Below are 21,246 nucleotides of genomic sequence, written 5' to 3'. Positions count from 1 at the left end.
CGCAGCATCCGGAACGGTTCGCGAAACCACCGACGACCCCGGCACCAGCCGAGGTCGTCGGGATCAACCATCGAGAGATAGACACGCTAGCAGCGTGAGTGACTCCAAACAGCTTGACAGGGCGCGCCTCGCACTTCGGTGCCTCATGGCGGCTGTTCGATCTGGTGTTGCCCACACTCCATGCACGAACGTACCGGTCCTGGCCGCAAGACCTAAGTCTGCGGACCTACTACGGTGCGCCGCCCCAGCGCGTACTGACCACAGCCTGACCCAGCAGACACCCGGACCGTAACGGCGCAGAGAGGAGCACAGTGAACACACAGCGAAAAACCGGTGCGCTGGTGGCCGTCGTGCTGGGATTCTTCATCGTCATGCTCGACACCACCATCGTCAACGTGGCACTGCCCGACATGGCGGCGTCCTTGAACACGCAGGTGGCGACCCTGCAATGGGTCGTCGACTCCTACACGCTCGTGTTCGCCGCACTGTTGCTGACTGCCGGTGCCGCCTGCGACCGGATTGGTGCGCGCAAGGTCTACATCCTCGGGCTCGTCGCCTTCGGAGTTCTCTCCATTGCCTGCGCTCTGGCGCCGACCGGGCCAGCGCTCATCATCGCCCGGGCCCTCCAAGGCATCGGCGCTGCGGCAGTCGTACCCGGATCGCTCGCGCTGCTGGCAACGGTCTACCCGGACCCGGCCGAACGCTCGAAGGCCATTGGACTCTGGGGTGGAGCCGGCGGTATTGCCTCCGCCTGTGGTCCAGTCTTCGGCGGACTACTGGTTTCCGCGATCGGTTGGCAGGCGGTTTTTTGGGTCAACGTGCCGATCATCGCGTTTGGCTGCTGGCTGACGATGCGCAGCATCGGCGCCTCGGCGCATGACCGAACTCGGCGGCTCGATCCCGCTGGCCAGGTGATCTCCATCGCCGCACTCGTGGCGATCACCTACTCTGTCATCACCTCAGGTGAGCAGGGGTGGAGCCCCGTCCGGCTGGGCTTGCTCCTATTCGGCGTTGTCCTCGTCCTCGTGTTCGTCTGGGTTGAGCGTCGCCATCCCGATCCGATGCTGCCCATCGTGCTGTTCCGAAAACCTCGCTTCACGGTCGCAGCCCTCGTCGGTTTCGCACTCAACGTCAGCTTCTTCGGCCAGTTGTTCGTGCTGTCGCTGTACTTCCAGACGTACCGTGGATACGACCCGCTCATCGCCGGTCTAGCACTGGCACCCCAAGCTTGCAGTGCGGTCATCGCCTCCCCATTGGGAGGGCGTGTTGCCGCCCGTATCGGACCATTCCCGACGATGCTGATCGGACTGCTCATCGGAACAGTGGGTTTCGGAAGCCTGATCGTTCTGAACGCGACTACGCCCTACCCGCTGATCGCTGTCCTGTCCTTCATCGCAGGATTCGGTATGGCATTCACCATGCCCGCCGCTACTTCCGCTGCCGTGGCGGCGGCTCCACCCTCGCACACTGGTGTGGCCGGTGGCGTCATCAACGCAGCCCGCCAGACCGGGAGCATCTTCGGCATAGCGGTGCTCGGTGCCATGATCGCAGGCACCAACGGTTTTCTCCCCGGCTTCCACCAGGCAGTCGCAACGGCCAGCGCAGTATTCGCTGTGGCGGCCGCACTGGTGGTGCTGGCCCTTCTGACCACTCGCGAGCAGGCGTCGAACACGCCCACTGGATGATCTGAGCAGTCACACCGGCAACGCCGGGACACGCTGATTGCCACTTTGAAATGACTGCGGATCTTGCCGCGATAGATAAAACAAACATGAGGCGTAAGATTCAGATGCGGAAACCCAGACGAAGCAACCGCACCTGGAAGTCCGGCGAAGATTGTGAAGGGCTTCGCGGATAATTGAGAACCCCATCCCGGTCAGACGATCTCAGTTCTAAGCTTCACGAACCCTTCTGATCAGCATCGTCCTCGTCTCCCTGTAACCTGGCGTGCTCTGTCAAGCGCGCCTCCGCCGCGCGTGCGAGGTTCTCCGGCAGACTAGGGCCGATAGCGCGCGGTGAGGTCTCATGAACGAGCAGCACTCGTCCGTAGACCCGTCCAACCAGCGAGCAGAGGGCCGCAAGAACGAGGGCCAGTCGGCAGTCATCAGGGGAATTGTGGCCGTGCCAAAGAGAGGTAAAGCGCATTGGCGGATTTCAAGGAGGAACTCTCTCCGGGCCTCATCGAACGTCTCGGCAGTGAACTCGCTGGTGCTTCGGCATCATTCGAGCGGGCAACGTTCGAACAGCTCGCGATTGATGGTCTCGATGAGCGTGAGCTGATGGCCCGGCTGGACTGGATCGCCTGCGCTCTCACGAAAACAACGCCGCCCTCGCCCGAGGACGCCGACCGGATGATTCGCGGCGCCCTCGATCGCGGAGGTCTCCAGGACTGGGCATCGATGGCCGTTAACGCCTACATTGCTCAGACGATGCTGGACCGACCCGATATCGGTCTGCCGCTACTGGCGGCCTTGACCTCCCGGTACACGGCGGAGTTCGCGATCCGCCCGTTCATCGACGCCCAGTACGAAACCACGATGGGGTACCTGCGGGCGTGGACGCGTGACCCGGACGAGCACGTGCGCCGGCTCGTCTCCGAGGGCACCCGTCCGCGGCTGCCCTGGGGCAGGCGCCTCGCCGGATTCATCGCCGATCCCACACCCACATTGGAGCTGCTGGATGCTCTCGTGGATGACGAGTCGTTGTATGTGCGCCGGTCGGTGGCGAACCATCTCAACGACATCGCCAAAGACCACCCCGACCTCGTCCTCGAGACCGCCAGACGGTGGGCGGCCAGCACCACGCAGGGTGACTTCGTAGTGCGTCATGGCCTGCGCACGCTCATCAAGCGCGGGCGCCCAGAGGCGATGGAGATCCTCGGGTTCGATCCGGACGCGGTGATCGAGATCACTGACTTCACCTGCACGCCGGCGAGCATCGCGATCGGCGATGCGGTCACGATCAGCTTCACCCTGCAAGCCGAAGAAGCCACGAGAGCGGCCATCGACTACGTGATTCACTACCAGGGGGCTCGCGGCCCGAAGTCGGGCAAGGTGTTCAAGCTGACCGTGCGCGATCTGCCGGCGGGCCAGCCGGCGCGTTTCTCACGCGAGCACCGGTTCGGGCACGTCTCGGTGCGCACGATCCATCCCGGCCCGCACCGGATCGAGGTGCAGGTCAACGGACGCATCCTGGATGGAACGATCATCGAGATCACCGAAGACGAGGTCTCATCCTGACCCCGTACCCGCTGGTTCCAGTTCGTCGAAGAGCGGTGGTGATCGCGCTCAGGTTGCCGCGTTGTCTGAAACAATGTGCCCCATGGCTAACACGTTCGATTCCCTGATCGAAGCCGGGGCCTGCGCCGACGTGTCTGGGTGGGATTTCTCCTGGCTGGAGGGGCGGGCCGCTGAGGAGCGCCCGCCCTGGGGCTATGCACGGCAGCTTGCCGACCGGCTCAGCAGGGCCACGGCGTCGCTGGATATCCAGACCGGCGGCGGTGAAGTCCTCGCCGAAGCCAAGACGTTTCCCACCACTGCGGTCGCGACCGAATCCTGGTTGCCAAACGTCGCGAAAGCCACCCGCCTGCTACATCCCCGCGGTGTGGTCGTGGTGGCCGATCCGGACGAACCCCCGCTACCGTTCGCAGACGAGGCGTTCGACCTGGTCACCAGCAGGCACCCGGCCACGATCTGGTGGGAGGAGATCGCCCAGATCCTCCGCCCCGGTGGCACCTACTTCGCCCAGCACGTCGGGCCGGCGAGCGTGTTCGAGCTGTTCGAGTTCTTCCTCGGCCCGCAACCGGCTGCGCGGCGAGGACGCCACCCCGACGACGAGACCGCCGCAGCCCAGGCCGCGGGCCTGGAGATCGTCGACGTGAAGACGTCGAGGCTGCGCATCGAGATCCATGATGTCGCGTCCATGGTGTATCTGCTGCGCAAGGTGATCTGGTGGGTGCCCGGCTTCACCGTGGAGAAGTACCACGATCGTCTCTGCGACCTCCACGACCTGATCCAGCAGGACGGCCCGTTCATCGCCCACTCCACCCGCCACCTCATCGAAGCCAGACGGCCAGCGGCGTAGGACACAGGCGCGGGTTCGCCAGGACCGGGCAGTTCCAGGGCACCCTCAACCGCGGTGAGCAGTATCGCCCCGCGACTTCAGGAGTCGCGACGATCTGCCAGGATTCCTAACAACAGTGGACCCCAGCGGACAAGGCGGGCGGACGCACCTGAGAGGCATGAACTTCAGTCAAGAAGATGTGCCCCTAGAGATAATCAACCCTAGCTCCGCCCCCTCAGATGAGGCCATCCCAAGCCCGACCTACGATGCAGACCGGGAACGCCTGACCGGATACATGAAACGGCTCAGTACGGGACTGGAGCAGATCAAACGCGACTACTCCCGGTTCATCGACCTCGAAGACGAAGACCCCGAGACGTTCGGAGCCGGGCATTTCGTCCTCTACCCAGATGGCGAGAGTCATGCCCGCTTCGCCATCGAGGAGCACTACACCGGCACGGACTGGTCCGATCCCGACCGGCTGCCGACCTCCTGGTCCTGGAAGGCCGAAGAAAGAACCCGCCAGCCGGCCGGTGATTATCAGTGGAGCACGCACGCCAGCGGCAGGGTCCAAGCCGCCGACGTCGACCAGCTTATCGACCACGCCCGCGCTTGGGCGCAGTCGGTGCGGGCCCAGACCCTCCGGACGGAATCCTTCGATGCCACTGGCCGCGCCGGACCCGGCCCCGCCCCGCCCAGCCACCGCCTCTAACCGCGCAGGCCCGTCAGGACTCTTCCTGGCGGGCCTGATTGCTGCCCGCCACGGTTCCGAATGCGGCTTCGGTGGGGCCCTGGTCGCGCCGGCGTGCACCTGCCTGCATGAGCAAGAATCCCAGCCCCAGCCTGCCCCCGGTGTCCATGCCCACCGTCATGCTGAACGTCAACGATGACGGGACGATCACCGTCACGGTCGACGAGACGCCCCTGCCGCCCCCACCCGATCCCGGAGTGTGGCGACGCGGTGCGTTCCCGCAGATCATCGACCTCGCCTCGAACGACCGCGCGTTCCCGGTGCGGGTCGAAGTCCACGAGAACGACGGGACCGCCTTCACCGACATCGTCCCGGCCATCATCCGCCGCACCCCCGCCCCGGACCCCCTCGACCCCGACGCCGAGGCCGACCCCGCCGTGGAGACCACCCGCGAGGACGACGGGCAGGAGGTCGCGGCACCGGCCCATGTCGGGCAGGCCGAGACGGTGGAGGTCACGGCGACGCGGATGGGATTCGCACCCGGTGAGGCCCTCGCCGTGGCCGTGGTCACCGGCCAGGTCGAGGCCACCGAGACCGGGGACGCTCGGGTCCAGCTCGACCGCGACCTCATCGAGGGCCTGGGCATCAGCGAGGTCATCTTGCTCGGGCGCACCTCGAAGGCGCTGGTCGTGCGGGAGACCTCGTGAGCTCCCCGGCCGGACGCCAGACCGGCTCCATGGGCGATGAGCTGACGACCTTCGCGATCATCGGGCTCATCGGCCTGTTCGCCGTGGCCCTGGTCCTGCGCCTGGCCGGCTCCCTGACCGCACTGCTGACCGGCAGCCCTGCACCGGAAGCAGGACCGGCCGCCGGGGCGCTGGTCCTCATCCACCCCACCAATCCCGGTGTCGCCTTGCAGGCCGAGGACCTCAACGCGATCGTGTACTGGCTGGTCGCGGCCCTACTGCTCTCCACGGTCGCGGCGGCGATCACCTGGGTGTGGTCGCTGATCCGCCGTCGCACCCAGCAGGTCGAGAAGGACCCGAGGCGTCTGGCCGGGGTCGCCACCCGCCAGGATCTGGCCCAGGCGACCTCGCCGAAGGCTCTGCTGGGCCGGGCTGGGAACCTGCGCCCGTCCTTGGAGAACCCGGCCCCGAAGGATGTGGGCTACCTGCTGGGCACCTCGCACGGCAAGCAGGTCTGGGCCTCGGTCGAAGACTCCCTCCTGCTCATCGGCCCGCCCCGGTCCGGCAAGGGCCTGCACGTGGTCATCAACACGATCCTCGATGCCCCGGGCGCGGTGGTGACCACCAGCACCCGCCCGGACAACCTCACCGCGACCCTGCGGGCGCGCAAGCGCATCGGCCCGGTCGCGGTCTTCGACCCCCAGCACCTCGCCGAGAGCCTACCGGCCGGGTTGCGGTGGTCGCCGATTCGCGGCTGCGCGGACCCGCTGACGGCGATGATCCGCGCCAACGGGCTGGCCGCAGCGACCGGGCTGAGCTCGGGCGGTGTGGAAGGCGGAGGATTCTGGGAGGGCAAGACCCGCTCGGCCCTGCAGGCCCTGCTGCACGCCGCCGCCATCGACGCCCGGCCACCGGAGGAACTGTTCCGCTGGACCCTGGATCCCAGTGCCGCCAGCGACGCGGTGGCGATCCTGACCAACTCGCCGCAGGCTGCCGGAGGGTGGGCGGATTCCTTGCAGTCGATGATCGATGCCGACCCGCGCACCCGCGACTCCATCTGGCAGGGCGTGAGCCTGTCGCTGAGTGCCCTGGCCGATCCGCGGGTCCTCGATGCCGTCTCACCCCGGGACGGGGAGGACTTCGACCCGGAGGCGTTCCTCCGCGAGTCCGGCACCCTCTACCTGCTGGCCACCGGCGCCGGAGCCGGGGCCAGTGCCGCACTGGTGGCAGCACTGGTCGAAGACCTCATCGAGACCGCCCGGCGGATGGCAGCACGGGCTCCCGGAGCCCGGCTGGACCCGCCGATGCTGCTGGCCCTGGACGAGATCGCGAACTTGGCGCCGTTGCCCTCGCTGCCCACGCTCATGGCTGAGGGCGGAGGTACCGGGATCACCACGATGCCGGTCCTGCAGTCCCTGGCCCAGGCTCGGGATAAGTGGAACGAGCATCAGGCCAACGCCATCTGGGACGCCGCGATCGTCAAACTCCTGTTGGGCGGGGCGTCGAACAGCAAGGACCTCCAAGACCTGTCCAACCTGATCGGCGAGCGGGATGAGTTCACCGACAGTGTCACCCTCGGCGATCACGGATCTCGATCCTCCCAGCGCTCCATCCGCCGGGTCGCGGTGTTGCCGCCCGAGCGGATCCGCCTGCTGCCCTTCGGGACCGCGGTGACGCTGCTGCGCTCGGCCCCGCCGATCATCACGGACCTGCGCCGCTGGCCCGACCGCACCGACGGGGCGCAGCTGAAGACGGATCGGGCCGAGATCGAGGCCCTGCTCGAGACCACCCCTGACACCTGAGATGCACCCACCCCCGATGCGTTTGTGCCTGAACGGGCGCGAGATACCGGCGGGTGTGCTGGAAGGAGACCGCGATGGCACGGCGTAGCCGCCAGCCCGCCCCGGGACAGCTGGAGTTCGACCTGTGGGGCACCTCGGAGACCGAGGCGGCAAAACAGATCGAGAACGACCGCACCAGCCCGGAGACCAACACACCGGCTGAGACCGACGAACAGGAAGCCGAGGCCACCGATGAACCACTACGGAACGAAAGCCCTGGAGCACTGGCGTCGCCACGCCCCGCACCGGCTGGAGGAGATCCAGGATCAGGAGACGTTCTTCACCGAGCTGGGCGAGCAGATCGCGACCCAGATCGTGGAACTGACGATCCAGATCGAGACCGGTCGCTTCGCCCCTCTGGCGATGGCGGGCTCTTCGCGAGAGAATGGGAGGTACCTACAGGAGGTCTCGCGCCGAATAACGGCACGACGGATCGCGGAGGAGGTCGTGATGGACGAGCTGGTCTGGATGCAGGATCCGAGCCTGTCGATCGACGAAGCCCGCGAGGAGTGGGAGCAGACCCGGCCAGCAGATTCGAATCTGGTCAGCTGGGCCGAGAGGATTCAGGACTCCCCGGACCTGGCCCCGCCGACAGCCGAGCTGGAGGAGAAAGCCAAGGACTGGGCCCTGCCGGTGTGGTTCCTCGAGGGCCTGATCGCAGCGGAGATCCCGGGCCAGTACGCCCAGGAGCACGAGAAGGTACTGACGGAGGCCGCGAGCGTGCGGTTCCTGCGCGAAGTCCACTAACTCCCACCGCGCCGCGGTTCGACCCGCGCACCCATCCTGGCGTGCCCTCCGGTGCCCGGGCACGTTACAGCGCCAACCTCGATGCCCTGGGACTGGCCCGCGTCCTGGACGAGGAGCAGCGCCCGGCCACCGAACAGGAACAGGCCGTGCTGGCCGGCTGGTCCAGCTGGGGTGCCCTCCCGGAAGTTTTCGATCCGCGCAACGACCAGTGGGCCGAGCAGCGCGAGGAACTGCGCGCTCTGCTCTCGGAGCAGGAGTGGGACGATGCGGCCCGCACGACCCTCAACGCCCACTACACGTCTCCGTTGGTCGCCCCCGAGCTCTGGCGGGCCATGACCTCGCTGGGCTTCACCGGCGGAGAGGTCCTCGAACCCGGCTCCGGCTCCGGCACATTCATCGGCCTGGCCCCACCGGATGCACGCATGACCGGCGTGGAACTGGACCCGGTCACCGCCAGCATCAGCCGCCACCTCTACCCGCACGCGGACATTCGAGCGGAGTCTTTCGCCGAGACCCGCCCCGCCCACGGGCAGTTCGATGCGGTGATCGGCAACGTCCCCTTCGGCAAGATCGTCCTCCACGATCCGGTCGATAACCCCACCCGGCAGTCGATCCACAACCACTTCATCCTCAAGTCCCTACGCGCGACCCGCCCCGGCGGGCTCGTCACGGTGTTGTCCTCGCGCTACACCCTCGATGCCCAGAACCCAGGCGCGCGGCGGGAGATGGCCTTGCTGGCCGACCTCGTCGGCGCTGTGCGCCTGCCCACCGGCACCCATCAGCGCACCGCCGGGACGGAGGCGATCACCGACGTGTTGATCTTCCGCCGCCGTGACGAAGACCAGCCGCCGGCCGATGACCTCTGGGAGACCGTCACTCCCGTGACTCTCGACGGGCAAGAGATCAAGATTAACGGCTACTTCGACACCCACCCCGAGCACGTGCTGGGCACGATGAGCATCAGCCAGGGCATGTATGGCGCCGAGAGCCTTCGGGCCGACGGCGACCTCGACCATGTCGCCGAGGATCTGCGCACGACCTTGGAGCAGATCACCTTCACCGCCCGCCGTAAAGGCCAGACGATGACCGCGCGCACCACCCCGGTCGGGCAGGCACCGGCGGTGGCCGCCACCGGCAGCGCACCGCGGACGTGGGACGGAACCATTCTGGCCACCGACGACGGAGGATTCGCCACGATCAACGGTGGTTCCCTGGAGCCGTTGAAGGTGCCGAAGAACGCGACCCGGGAGATGACCGCCCTGCTGGGACTGCGGGACTCGGCCACGCATCTGCTCAAGCTCGAAGCCGCCACCGCCGATGACACCGAGGAGATCACCACGGCCCGGGAGAGCCTGCGACGGGACTACCAGAAATACCTCGGCACCTTTGGGCCCTTGAACCGCTTCTCCTGGCGGCGGACCGGACGCACCAACGACGCCGGTGAGGAGACCCACGCCCGCATCATGCCCACCCCGCTGCGGCTGCTGCGCTCAGATCCCTTCGGCGCACTGGTGACCGCGCTGGAGGAATTCGACGACTCCACCCAGACCGCGAGCCCCGCGACGATCCTCTCCCGCCGGGTCGTCGCCCCACGCGCGGAGGTCCAAGGTGCCGACACCCCGGCCGACGCGGTCGCTCTGAGTCTGGATCGCACCGGTGGCATCGACCTGCCGCTGATCGCGGACATGCTCGGCATGGACGAGACCGAGACCCGGCAGGCGCTGACCGGGCTGGTCTACACCGACCCAGTCACCGACGCCCTCGTCCATGCCCCGGAATACCTCAGCGGCGATGTGCGCACGAAACTCGCCCAGGCCAAGGACCGCGCCGCCGAGGACCCGGACTTCCAGACTAACGTCGAGGCGCTGACCGACGTGCAGCCCGAGGACCTCGGCGTCGAGGACATCACGGCCCGGTTCGGGGCCGTGTGGATCAGTCCCGCCATTCACCAGCAGTTCCTCGCAGAGATCCTGCGCACCGAGCAGGTCCGGGTCGAGAATCCGCTGCCGGGCATGTGGGACGTCCGCGGGGGCCGGTCCGGGCTGCAGGCGACCAGCGAATGGGGCACCGAACGCCGTCCGGCCCCAGCCATCGCCCAAGCGCTGATGGAACAGAAGGCCATCATCGTCAAAGACGAGATCGAAGGCCCTGACGGCAAACCCCAGATGGTCCTCAACGCCACCGAGACCACCGCGGCTCAGGAGAAGGCCGAGACGATGCAGGCCCGGTTCGCCGAATGGGTGTGGGAAGACCCCGAGCGGGCCAAGGGCCTGGTCGATGAGTACAACACCCGGTTCAACAACATCGTGCTACGCGACTACTCCATGGCCGGGGAATACCTGAGCTTGCCGGGGATGGCGGAGACGTTCACCCCGCGCCCGCATCAGCGGGCCGCGGTCGCGCGGATGATCGCCGAACCCTCCACCGGCCTGTTCCACGAGGTCGGAGCCGGGAAGACGGCCGAGGCGATCATGGGCGCGATGGAGATGCGCCGGATGGGACTGATCAGCAAGCCGCTGATCGTCATCCCGAACCACATGCTCGCCCAGTTCAGCTCCGAGTGGCTGCAGATCTACCCGCAGGCCCGGATTCTCGCTGCGTCGAGCAAGGACGTCACCGCCGATAAGCGTCGCTCCTTCGTTGCTCGCGCCGCGGCCAACGACTGGGACGGCATCCTGCTCACGCAATCGGCGTTTTCAAAGATCCCCTTGCGTCAGAGCACTCAGCAGGACTACATCCGCGGACAGGTGGTCGACCTCCGGCGCGTGCTGGAAAACGCCGAGGCCGGTGATGCGATGAGCGTCAAACGCATCCAGCGCAAGCTGGTCAACCTGGAGAACAAGCTCAAGGAACGCCTGGACACCAGCCGCGACGTGGGAGTGTGCTTCGAGGACACAGGCATCGATTACCTCGTCATCGACGAACTGCACATGTACAAGAACCTGGCCACGGAGTCCAACATCTCCGATGCCGCGATCGAGGGCTCCGGGCGCGCCAGTGACCTGGACATGAAGCTGACCTATCTGCGCGACCAGGGCAAGGACCGGGTGGTGACCGGGATGACGGCCACCCCGATCTCGAACAGCATCACCGAGGCCTTCGTAATGCAGAAGTACCTGCGTCCGGACCTGCTCGACACGGCCGGTGTGCAGGCCTTCGATGCGTGGGCGGCCACCTTCGGTGAGACCAGCACGGACATGGAGATGTCCCCGACCGGCAGCTTCCGGCTCAAAACCAGGTTCTCCCGGTTCACCAACGTCCCGGAGATGCTGCGCATGTGGTCCACCTTCGCCGATGTGAAAACCGCCGAGGACCTCCAGCTTCCGGTGCCCGATATCGCTGAGCGCGACGACGGCTCCCGCGCCCCGTCCACGGAGGTCGTCCAGCCCACCGCCGAGCTCGAAGACTTCGTCGCCGACCTAGGTGACCGGGCCGAGAAAGTCGCCGCCCGCTTGGTGACGCCGCGTGAGGACAACATGCTGACCATCAGCACCGATGGCCGCAAGGCAGCCTTGGACATCCGCCTGGTCCTCGACGATCAGCCCACCGGGCCGACGAAAGTCGATGTGGCCGCCGATACGATCGCCCGCGTCTGGGAGCAGACCCGCGACAACGAATACCTCGACCCGGCCACCGGGCAGCCGGCCGCGGCCCGTGGGGCGCTGCAGCTGGTCTTCGCCGATATCGGCACCCCGAACCCCGATCAGTGGAACGCCTACGACGAGCTGGCCGCTCAACTGGTGCTGCGCGGGATGCCCGGCGAGTCGATTCGCTTCATCCACGAAGCCAAGTCTGATATCGACAAGGCCCAACTCTTCGCCGCAGCCCGGGCCGGGCACGTCGCGGTGCTCATCGGATCGACCCAGAAAATGGGGGTCGGCACGAACATCCAAGCACGCGCGGTGGCGCTGTATCACATGGACTGCCCCTGGCGGCCCTCCGATATCGCCCAACGCGAGGGCCGCATCCTGCGCCAGGGCAACCAGAACCCGGAAGTCGGGGTGGTGCGCCTGGTCACCGAGAAGAGCTTCGACGCGTACATGTGGCAGGCCGTGGAGCGCAAAGCGAAGTTCATCTCCCAGATCATGCGCGGGTCCCTCGATGTCCGCGAGGTCGAAGAAATCGACTCCGCCGAGCTCTCAGCCGCCGAGGCCAAAGCGATCAGCTCCGGCAACCCCTTACTGCTGGAACACTCCACGATCCAGGCCGAGGTCGCCAAGCTGCACCGCCTCGAGCGCGCCCACTCCCGAAACGAGTCCATGCTCGAACACACCCGCCTCCGCGCCCGCGAGGACATCACCCGGCACGAGGAGGAGATCACCGGTCTCGAACAGGCCGCAGGCCAGGTCACCGACACCTCGGGAGAGAATTTCCGCATCACGCTGGCCGGACACAGCTACGACTCGCGCACCGACGCCGGCCATGCCCTCGCCCAGTGGGCGCACCGGGAAGGTGTGACGTGGGCGCCGAAGCACATCGGCCGCGACTACGGAACCCTCGGGCAGATCAGCGGCTTCGACATCACCGTGGCCACGGTCCCGTCTTTGGGGGATGAGCCCTCGGTCGAAATCGCCCTGGCCGATGTCCCACGCAGCGCCACCGTGGTCGGACGAGAGACGTTCCTGGCCGGCGGGGCGGGAGTGATCCAGCGCATCGAGAACCGAGTCTCCGGCATCCCCACCCTGTTGGAGCGCGCCCGATCCGACCTGGCCGAGGCCGAGCAGTCCCTGGCCGAGGCCCAAGAGCGCATCGGCAAGCCCTTCCGGCACACCGAGGCCCTGGCCGAGGCGGAGCAGAACCTCGCACAGGTCGAGAAGAAGCTGGCCGCCACCCGGAAGAACAACCCCGAGCAACAGCCCGGGCAGCCACAGACCGGGCAGGATCGCGGCCGGGAACTGACGGTCGAGGCAGTGCGCGCTCATCGGCCCGCACTCGGGGTCAAAGCCGATCCGTCCCGGACCCCGGACCCGATACCGGAGGCATCGCGCTCAAGTGCCGCAGGCGGGTTCGACCGTCGCCTGTAGCCGGCCCCGCTGGCCTCCGAGGACTACCGGACGGGGCGTGCACCTGTCTGCCAGCAGCGAGCAGAGGTTCTGATCGCCAGGCACACAGGAAGGAGGCCGGATCATGGCCATGAAGACCGGCACATCGGTCTCGGGGTTCATCGCCACGGACCCCAAACTGACCTATGGGCAGCAAGGCGTCGCCCGGTTCTACGCCCGGATGGGAATCGAACACTACCGACGCGAGGAAGACGGCACGTTCACACAGCTCGAGCCGTCGTTTCACGATCTCGTCGTCTACCGCAAGAGCGCCGAACACGCCGCAGAAGCCTTCGCCAAGGGCGACCGCTTCGTCGCCGACGGATACGTACGCCCCTATACCTACGAGCGTGAGGGACGCCAGGTCGGTGGCGAAGAATTCGTCGCCCGCAAGATCGGCCACGACGCCGCCCGCTCGACGTACACCGTCGACCGGACCCCACGGGATGAGGGCCTGACCCAGGAGCAAGTCACCGCCCAGCGGGCGCAGGCCTTCGAGGCCCCCGAGCGCCCAGCCCAGCAGCCCGAGACCGTCGCGATGGGCCAGTAGGAGGAACCCTCATGGATGACGACGACATCACCCCCGGCCCGGAAGAAGTCCCCGAGCTGGACGAGCCCGAACCCGAGGACCTGCCCACCCCGCCCAGTGACGGGCCCGCGGCCCTGGACGAGCCGCCGGGGCCGGTGAACTGGAACCTGCTGACCGCCGAGCAGGCCGAGGAGGCCTGGCTGGAGCTCAACCGGTGGGTGGACTGGCTGCGCCACGCCTTCGGGCTCCCGGCCGCGGTGATCCCGCCGCACTGGCATCGTCACCCCGAGTTGGTCTGGGAGCTGAGCGCCTTGCACATCCACTGGCTCTGCGCCTACGACCCGCAGCAAAACGGATCGGCACCGATCGGCTGGCTACGCGATTTCGCGGACTCCCGGCAGCGGCTGCGCGACTGGGTCGCCGCGTCCGGAACCCGGCTGGATCGAGACCGACCGACCCGGCAGACGATCTGGCCCGGCGAGGAACAGGCCGAGCCGATCGAGGACGCCGCGATCACCGACCGGGACGCCGACTTCGTGGCCTTCGTCGTCTCCGACGTCGCCCGCCGGGAACAGGCTGAGGAGGACTTCTACGCTCGGCTGGACCCCGAGACCGGTGAACTGACCTGACCCACCCGCCGCACAGTCTGGGGGCCGGAACCGATCTCGGTTCCGGCCCTCCTCGTATGCTCGTCTCACTGGGACAGGGCACGGCCTGCCGGGCTGGACTGCCCGGGCTGCGAGGCCGGTACGAACGGCGGCAGCTCACGTCGCGGTGCCCGTGAGGGCACCTGAGGTGCGGCGGGGCGTTCGAGTGCGGTGTGGGAGAGGTCGTAGCCGCCCCACGGCGAGTAATGGTGCACATGCCGGGTGCCGTAGGGCCCGCGCTCGGTGATGATCGGCGCGCCGGGAACCTGCATGTGCTGCGGGTAGCGCTCGGTGATCCACTTCATGGCCAGCTTCGACAGGCTCGAGCCGCCATCTCGGACACGGATCGTCGCCGGTAGAACAGGCAGGTCACGCCAACCGGGCACCGCGTGATCGTGCCACTGCTCGATGACGGAGTTCTCGTCGCCGATCACGTGCCACTCGCACGGCTCGCAGATCATCTGCTCCAGCATTCCGCCGGGGCCTTCGTGACCGTCCTCGGGGCCGAGCTCGGCTTCGAAGATCTCGCCGCGGTGCCCGCCGAACTCGGTGCCGGTCCCGTTCCAGCCTTCCCGGTGCCACATGTGGCTGCGCTTCCACGAGCCCATGGAGCCGTTGAGGAACTTCCAGTGCTCGAACGCCTCATCAAGCTGCGCGGGCGGGAAGTAGTCCCGCGTGAACCCCAGCGGTGCACCGCCCCATTCGTCCAGGCGTGCACGTGCTTCCTCGCGGGCCATCTCGTCGAAGTCGAACGCGAACTGTCCCTCGATGTGTTCTGGCATGATCCTGACCTCCCTCTCGAGGGCAGGTACGCAGCAAGGGGTCGGCGCACCGATAAGCCGGTTGGCCGCAGTCGCACTTCCCTGTGTCAGCCCGGATTGGTAGGATGTGATCTAGGCGATACAAGTTAGCTACGCTGCCGCACCAGCTGGATGCGGTGGTTGACAGTCCAGGGGAACCGGCCCCCGGCACGTCCCTCCCGAAGATGAGTCGCCTCCTGGGAGGACTAAGCCATGCTCCGCGCCATACTCGTCACCAGCATCCGTACCCGCGGCATCCTGCGGGCCTGGTTGCCCAGCAACATCGTGCTCGACCTGATCCGCACCCGTGCGGGTTTGAAGTGGGGCGTGCCGGCCATGCTCATCGCAGCTCCCTATCTCGCCATCGCGCAGTGGGCCACCACCACCATCGAGCACGGCGGCCCCGGCTTCCTGCACCTGGTCTTCCTCGTGTACGTGTGGTCGGCGTTGAAGTTCCTCATCATGGGACCGATCAGCCTGGTCACGCTGATCGTGGTGCGAGCAAAGGAACGCGCCCGTGGTCGGCGCGACGATGTAGAACGCTCAGCCCCTCGCGCTGCCGGGGATCGGAGCGGAACACTACCCGGTGAGCGGTGGGTGCCCTAGAGTCGGAGGCATGGACTTCGCAACGGCCCGAGACGAGGAAGTCGCACGTAATCTCGCCAGCAGGGCGTTCTCCCGGCACGTGGGGTTCGACAGCATCGGGGCTCTCGATACCGAAGGTGCGGATGTGCTCCGGCAGAGCATCGTCCGTGCCTGGGAACAAGCCGGTTCCCCGGTCGGCGTGCTCCACCGGGCGGCGGTCCTCTGCGCAAAGCTTCCCCGACTGGTCGACGAGAATCAGCTTCCCGCCGACCTCGAAACTGCGGGAGTCTCCCGCGAGCGTGAGATCGCCTTAGCCAAGCAGGCCTCCACCTTTCTCGCCGCGATCGCGGCCGACGTCGATACCGCATCAGACGTGGAATAACCAGATCGTGGCAGCGAAGACGGGGTGAGCATGTACGCTCACCCCGTCTCTGTGCATCATCTAACCGATGGCATCTCGATGATCAGACTTCGCCGAAGCTCTTCCGGGTCCACCCGGATCAAGCGTCCGACTCGATACCCATGGATAGTTCCATCGGAGATCCGCCGTCGTAGTGTCTTGACGGAGATCCCTAGTTGGTCCGCCGCGTTGGCGAGCGATACCAGGGTCTGCGCGGACTCATCGGGTCGTTTACGTTGGTCCATGATGGTTCCTTCCAGCGAGCAGGGTCCTTTCCCCTCACAGGTGTCCATCGCCGTCCGGAGATGACGCGGCTTCACCGTTTTCCTTCTTGCGGAGATGAGCCTCCACGCGATCGCTCATCCGGTCTGCGAGTTCACGGTCGCGGGCCATCGTGGCGTGCTGGTATCGAAGCACGACGCGCATGTCCGAATGGCCTCCCCGTCTCATCAGCTCGGCGAGCGTTGCTCCCTCCTGCGCGAAGATCGTGAGGCCGGTGTGCCGTAGGTCGTGGAATCGGAACCCTGAGTCGATGACGTCCACGGCGTCTTTCGCCTCGCTCCAGACGTTCCACCAGCGGGTGTTCGACAGCGGCACGCTGCCTTGAACGCTGGCCGCGATCACTGGAGCCTTGGCCTCCTTCGCTACGTAGTCGCGCAGGTGTTCCCAGAGGCGATCACGCATGATCCGTGGCACGCTCAGAGACCGCTTGCCCGCTTCACTCTTCGGATCGGTAAAGTCCCCGGTGTTCGCGTTGAGCTGCCTGCGTACGTGGAGGATGGCACTGCCATCGGGGCGCCATTCGATGTCGCGACGCTGCAAGCCCAGGCACTCCCCGCGTCGCAGCTGGCACCAAGCGGCCAGCAAGACCGCGATGGCCCACCGCTTGGGCATGGCATCGTAGAGAGCCTCGACCTGTGCCGGGGTCGCCACGTCTTCACCGGGGTCGTGGTCGGCATCATGGCGAACAGGCTTCTGCCGAGGCATGGGCACGTCCGGTTCCTTGGCGATGATGCCGTCTCTGGCGGCCTGCCGCAGGATCATCATGAGAACGATGAGCACCGGGCGTGTGACTCCGTTGAACTTCGATTTGGGATTGAGTGGGGAAGGGATCTTGTCCAGCTTGTCGGTCATGAGCCGGATCCGCTCTTTGTCGATGTCTCGAATGGGGGTGTCATCGAACTCGGGAATGAGGTAGCCGTTGACCTTGCCCTTGTAGGAACGGATTGTTCCTTCGGAGCGCATCTTGCCGCTGCGATTTGGCTGGGTGCGGATCATCTCGATCCAGCGGTCGGCGTACTCGGTGAAGCCGATCGTGCGAGCAGCTTCTGCCTCGGCTTCGGCACGTCGGCGTGTGGCCTGGACCTCTGGTATCTCCCACGTCCCGAGCGCGATCTTCGTGTGCACACTAGACAGCCAGGTTCGGGCGTCCGTCTTGGTCTGGAACGTCAGGGCCTTGTCGTCTTCGGTTCGCGCCGTATGGGTCTCACCGTCCGGGCCGGGGTAGCGCGCCTGCCATCGACCGGATGGGAGCTTGCGCAGGCTCCCCCAGGCCTCTCGTGGAGACGCCTTCTTCTCCTTCGTCGTCGCGCTCATCGTGTCCTCCAGTCGCCTCGAACGGACTGGAGCGGACGGTCGTGCCACTTCGTGCCACTAGATCTTCTTGCCTCCTCGAAACCGCTTCTGGCCTCGGGTTTTGCCGCCTCGCGGTGGTCGTCAGTGGCACGAAGTGGCACGACATTGTGGGTGCTCCTCCACCAAAATCGCGTGTGTGAAGGCGTCCGCTCTCGGGTGGAAGGTGTGTCCGTGCCACCCGTGTGCCATGCCGAACGGGTACTGATGTTCATCTGTGCTCTCCTCTGTCCTTCGGATGGAGGCACGAAAAAAGGCCCGGACCTGCAGAAACCTGCAGGTCCGGGCCTCCCATCAGCCCTTTCGGGCCTCGAGCAAGCTACGGGGTCTCAGAAGTCCCAGTCGTCGTCTTCAGTCTGTTCTGCCTTGCCGATGACGTAGGAGGAACCGGAGCCGGAGAAGAAGTCGTGGTTCTCGTCGCTGTTGGGTGAGAGAGCCGCGAGGATCGCCGGATTGACCTCGGTGACCTCCTTCGGGAACATCGCTTCGTACCCGAGGTTCATCAGGGCCTTGTTGGCGTTGTAATGGAGGAACATCTTGCAGTCCTCGGCCAGTCCTACTGAGTCGTAGAGGTCGTGGGTGTAGGCAACCTCGTTCTCGTAGAGCTCGAACATGAGGTTCATCGTGTAGTCCTTGAGCTCCTGCTTACGCTCTTCGGACTGTGATTCCAGGCCCTTCTGGTACTTGTATCCGATGTAGTAGCCGTGGACCGCCTCGTCGCGGATGATGAGGCGGATGAGGTCTGCAGTGTTCGTCAGCTTCGCATGTGCAGACCAGTACATGGGCAGGTAGAAGCCCGAGTAGAAGAGGAATGATTCCAGCAGTGTGGAAGCAACCTTGCGCTTGAGCGGGTCATCACCTCGGTAGTAGCTGAGGATGATGTCGGCCTTGGACTGCAGGTAGGTGTTCTCGCGCGACCAACGGAACGCCTCGTCGATCTCCTTCGTCGAGCACAGGGTCGAGAAGATCGATGAATATGACTTCGCATGCACGCTCTCCATGAACGCAATGTTCGTCATCACTGCTTCCTCGTGCGGAGTAACCGCATCCGGAATCAGGGAGATCGCACCCACGGTGCCCTGAATCGTATCGAGCAATGTCAGACCGGTGAAGACGCGCATCGTCAGCGTCTTCTCCTCCTCAGTGAGTGTCGCCCATGACGGGATGTCGTTGCTCAGCGGCACCTTCTCAGGCAGCCAGAAGTTTCCGGTCAGACGGTCCCAGACATCGTCGTCGATCGGATCGATGACACGGTTCCAGTTGATGGCATCGACGTGCGACGCCAAAGTCAGATTCTCCAACGTTTCCATCTCTCTTCCAAGTTGCAGGTACGTCGTACGTACGTGTGGTCTGCCCAGCAGACGCAGAATGTTGAGCGCCCGGAGCCTGTGGGATGTGCAGACCCCGGATCATGGGTTCAGCGGACCGGTTCACACCGGCCCGCTGAACCCATCGGTCACAGCATGCAGGAAACGCAGCCATCGACCTCGGTGCCCTGCAGCGCGAGCTGCCGCAACCGGATGTAGTAGATGGTCTTGATGCCCTTGCGCCATGCGTAGATCTGCGCCTTGTTGATGTCACGAGTCGTGGCGGTGTCCATGAAGAACAAGGTCAGCGACAGCCCCTGGTCCACGTGCTTCGTGGCCTCGGCGTAGGTGTCGATGATCTTCTCGTAGCCGATCTCGTAGGCATCCTGGTAGTACTCGAGGTTGTCGTTGTCCATGAAGGGAGCCGGGTAGTACACACGCCCGATCTTGCCCTCCTTGCGGATCTCGATCTTCGAGGCCACCGGGTGGATCGACGAGGTCGAGTTGTTGATGTAGGAGATCGAACCGGTGGGCGGAACTGCCTGCAGGTTCTGGTTGTAGATGCCGTGCTCGGCAACAGCCGCCTTGAGCTCACGCCAGTCATCCTGCGTCGGAATCTGCACGCCAGCCTCGGCGAACAGATCGGTCACACGTTGGGTGCGCGGTTCCCACACTTCATCGGTGTACTTGTCGAAGTATTCACCGGTTGCGTACTTCGACCTCTCGAAGCCGGCGAAGGTGGTCTGGCGTTCCTTCGCGATTTCCATCGATGCCCGCACACAGTGGTAGGCGACGGTGTAGAAGTACATGTTCGTGAAGTCCAGGCCCTCGTCTGAACCGTAGTAGACGTGCTCACGGGCGAGGTAGCCGTGGAGGTTCATCTGACCGAGCCCGATGGCGTGCGACATGTCGTTGCCGCGGGCGATCGAGGGAACCGACTGGATGTCGGAAGTCTCCGCGACAGCGGTCAATCCGCGGATCGCAGTCTCGATGGTCTGCCCGAAGTTCTCGGAATCCATCGTCAGTGCAATGTTGAGAGAACCGAGGTTGCAGGAGATGTCCTTGCCGATGACGTCGTATCCGAGATCGGAGTCGTACACGCTGGGCTCGGAGACCTGGAGGATCTCAGAGCACAGGTTCGACATGATGATCTTGCCGTCGATCGGATTGGCCCGGTTGACCGTGTCTTCGAACATGACATACGGATAACCGGACTCGAACTGGATCTCTGCCAAGGTCTGGAAGAACTCGCGTGCGCTGATCTTCTTCTTCTTGATGGCGGCGTTGTCGACCATCTCTTCGTACTTCTCTGAGACGTCGATGTCGGAGAAGGGCACACCGTAGACGCGTTCGACGTCGTAGGGGCTGAAGAGGTACATGTCCTCATTGCGCTTGGCCAACTCGAAGGTGATGTCCGGGATGACGACGCCCAGCGACAGGGTCTTGATCCGGATCTTCTCATCGGCGTTCTCACGCTTGGTGTCGAGGAACTTGTAGATGTCGGGATGGTGGGCGTGCAGATAGACGGCTCCGGCACCCTGACGCGCACCGAGCTGGTTGGCATAGGAGAATGAGTCTTCAAGCAGCTTCATGACTGGGATGACACCTGAGGACTGGTTTTCGATCTTCTTGATCGGGGCACCGGACTCACGGATGTTCGTCAGAGCGAAGGCCACACCGCCGCCGCGCTTGGACAGCTGCAGTGCGGAGTTGATGGAGCGGCCGATCGACTCCATGTTGTCTTCGATGCGCAGCAGGAAGCAGGAGACGAGCTCACCGCGCTGCTTCTTGCCCGCGTTGAGGAAGGTCGGCGTGGCCGGCTGGAAACGACCGGTGATGATCTCGTCGACGAGCTGGGTGGCCAGCTTCTCGTCGCCGCGAGCCAGGAACAGGGCGACCATGACGACACGGTCTTCGAACCGTTCGAGGTAGCGCTTTCCGTCGAAGGTCTTCAGCGTATAAGAGGTGTAGAACTTGAAGGCACCGAGGAAGGTCTGGAACCGGAACTTCTGCCCATAGGCGTGCTTCGAGAGCTCTTCGATGAAGCCGAAGGAGTACTGGTCGAGGACCTCGGGCTCGTAGTATTCCTTCTCGACGAGGTAGTCAAGCTTCTCCTTGAGGTCATGGAAGAAGACGGTGTTGTTGTTGACATGCTGCAGGAAGTACTGCCTGGCAGCCTGTTTGTCACGCTCGAACTGGATCCGACCGTCCTGGTCGTACAGATTCAGCATGGCGTTGAGCGCATGGTAGTCAAGATCCGTCTCTTCGCGGATGATG

17 protein-coding genes are annotated in these 21,246 nt (G+C 65.3%); 12 read left to right on the top strand and 5 right to left on the bottom strand.

All coding sequences use genetic code 11. The features are described from left to right. Positions 1-311 precede the first annotated feature (311 nt). From BANT918_RS15030 to BANT918_RS14980, 10 genes are all read left to right on the top strand, one after another. A complete protein-coding gene (locus BANT918_RS15030) occupies positions 312-1,685 on the top strand; it encodes an MFS transporter (RefSeq protein ID WP_009882004.1) in 1,374 nt (457 codons plus the stop codon). 459 nt (positions 1,686-2,144) lie between these two features. Beyond that, positions 2,145-3,239 (top strand): DNA alkylation repair protein, encoded by a 1,095-nt coding sequence (locus tag BANT918_RS15020; protein WP_009882003.1) that lies wholly within the window; start codon positions 2,145-2,147, stop codon positions 3,237-3,239. Positions 3,240-3,321: 82 nt separating this feature from the next. Continuing rightward, positions 3,322-4,083: a class I SAM-dependent methyltransferase gene (locus BANT918_RS15015; RefSeq protein ID WP_009882001.1), complete on the top strand. Its 762-nt coding sequence runs from the start codon at positions 3,322-3,324 to the stop codon at positions 4,081-4,083. A gap of 274 nt (positions 4,084-4,357) precedes the next feature. Further along, positions 4,358-4,774 carry a hypothetical protein gene (locus tag BANT918_RS15010; protein ID WP_035278257.1) on the top strand — a complete coding sequence of 139 codons (417 nt, stop codon included), beginning with the start codon at positions 4,358-4,360 and terminating at the stop codon, positions 4,772-4,774. A 107-nt stretch (positions 4,775-4,881) separates the two neighbouring features. Next, positions 4,882-5,460 carry a hypothetical protein gene (locus BANT918_RS15005; protein ID WP_101621005.1) on the top strand — a complete coding sequence of 193 codons (579 nt, stop codon included), beginning with the start codon at positions 4,882-4,884 and terminating at the stop codon, positions 5,458-5,460. Then, entirely contained in the window at positions 5,457-7,241 is a 1,785-nt protein-coding gene (locus BANT918_RS15000; RefSeq protein ID WP_009881994.1) for a TraM recognition domain-containing protein, read from the top strand. Before BANT918_RS15005 ends, BANT918_RS15000 begins: the two co-directional genes overlap by 4 nt. A 231-nt stretch (positions 7,242-7,472) precedes the next feature. Beyond that, complete coding sequence (locus tag BANT918_RS14995; protein ID WP_009881992.1) at positions 7,473-8,027, top strand: hypothetical protein; 555 nt, start codon at positions 7,473-7,475, stop codon at positions 8,025-8,027. A 41-nt stretch (positions 8,028-8,068) separates the two neighbouring features. Continuing rightward, complete coding sequence (locus tag BANT918_RS14990; protein ID WP_009881990.1) at positions 8,069-13,051, top strand: helicase-related protein; 4,983 nt, start codon at positions 8,069-8,071, stop codon at positions 13,049-13,051. 103 nt (positions 13,052-13,154) lie between these two features. Further along, positions 13,155-13,619 carry a single-stranded DNA-binding protein gene (locus BANT918_RS14985; protein ID WP_009881989.1) on the top strand — a complete coding sequence of 155 codons (465 nt, stop codon included), beginning with the start codon at positions 13,155-13,157 and terminating at the stop codon, positions 13,617-13,619. 11 nt (positions 13,620-13,630) lie between these two features. Further along, on the top strand, positions 13,631-14,227 hold the full coding sequence (locus tag BANT918_RS14980; protein WP_009881988.1) for a hypothetical protein: 597 nt from the start codon (positions 13,631-13,633) through the stop codon (positions 14,225-14,227). A 65-nt stretch (positions 14,228-14,292) separates the two neighbouring features. Here the strand turns inward: BANT918_RS14980 and BANT918_RS17480 are convergent, their stop codons facing one another. After that, positions 14,293-15,027 (bottom strand): DUF6349 family protein, encoded by a 735-nt coding sequence (locus tag BANT918_RS17480; protein WP_009881987.1) that lies wholly within the window; start codon positions 15,025-15,027, stop codon positions 14,293-14,295. Between the two features lie 231 nt (positions 15,028-15,258). Between BANT918_RS17480 and BANT918_RS14965 the strand changes: the two genes are divergently transcribed. Continuing rightward, complete coding sequence (locus BANT918_RS14965; protein ID WP_009881986.1) at positions 15,259-15,651, top strand: hypothetical protein; 393 nt, start codon at positions 15,259-15,261, stop codon at positions 15,649-15,651. 10 nt (positions 15,652-15,661) lie between these two features. After that, positions 15,662-16,012 carry a hypothetical protein gene (locus BANT918_RS14960; protein WP_009881985.1) on the top strand — a complete coding sequence of 117 codons (351 nt, stop codon included), beginning with the start codon at positions 15,662-15,664 and terminating at the stop codon, positions 16,010-16,012. A 56-nt stretch (positions 16,013-16,068) separates the two neighbouring features. Here BANT918_RS14960 and BANT918_RS14955 read toward each other — a convergent pair whose 3' ends face one another. From BANT918_RS14955 to nrdE, 4 genes are all read right to left on the bottom strand, one after another. Next, on the bottom strand, positions 16,069-16,275 hold the full coding sequence (locus BANT918_RS14955) for a helix-turn-helix domain-containing protein (protein ID WP_009881983.1): 207 nt from the start codon (positions 16,273-16,275) through the stop codon (positions 16,069-16,071). A 34-nt stretch (positions 16,276-16,309) separates the two neighbouring features. Next, complete coding sequence (locus BANT918_RS14950; RefSeq protein WP_009881981.1) at positions 16,310-17,626, bottom strand: tyrosine-type recombinase/integrase; 1,317 nt, start codon at positions 17,624-17,626, stop codon at positions 16,310-16,312. A gap of 365 nt (positions 17,627-17,991) precedes the next feature. Then, complete coding sequence (gene nrdF / locus BANT918_RS14945) at positions 17,992-18,972, bottom strand: class 1b ribonucleoside-diphosphate reductase subunit beta (protein WP_101621004.1); 981 nt, start codon at positions 18,970-18,972, stop codon at positions 17,992-17,994. A gap of 146 nt (positions 18,973-19,118) precedes the next feature. Beyond that, positions 19,119-21,245, bottom strand: a complete 2,127-nt coding sequence (gene nrdE, locus BANT918_RS14940) for a class 1b ribonucleoside-diphosphate reductase subunit alpha (protein WP_101621011.1) — start codon at positions 21,243-21,245, stop codon at positions 19,119-19,121. Position 21,246 lies beyond the last annotated feature (1 nt).

The sequence above is a fragment of the Brevibacterium antiquum CNRZ 918 genome, assembly GCF_900169145.1.
Taxonomy (GTDB): domain Bacteria; phylum Actinomycetota; class Actinomycetes; order Actinomycetales; family Brevibacteriaceae; genus Brevibacterium; species Brevibacterium koreense.
The sequence above is the reverse complement of the archived record's forward strand: the minus strand, read 5'-3'. Positions and strand labels throughout refer to the sequence as shown.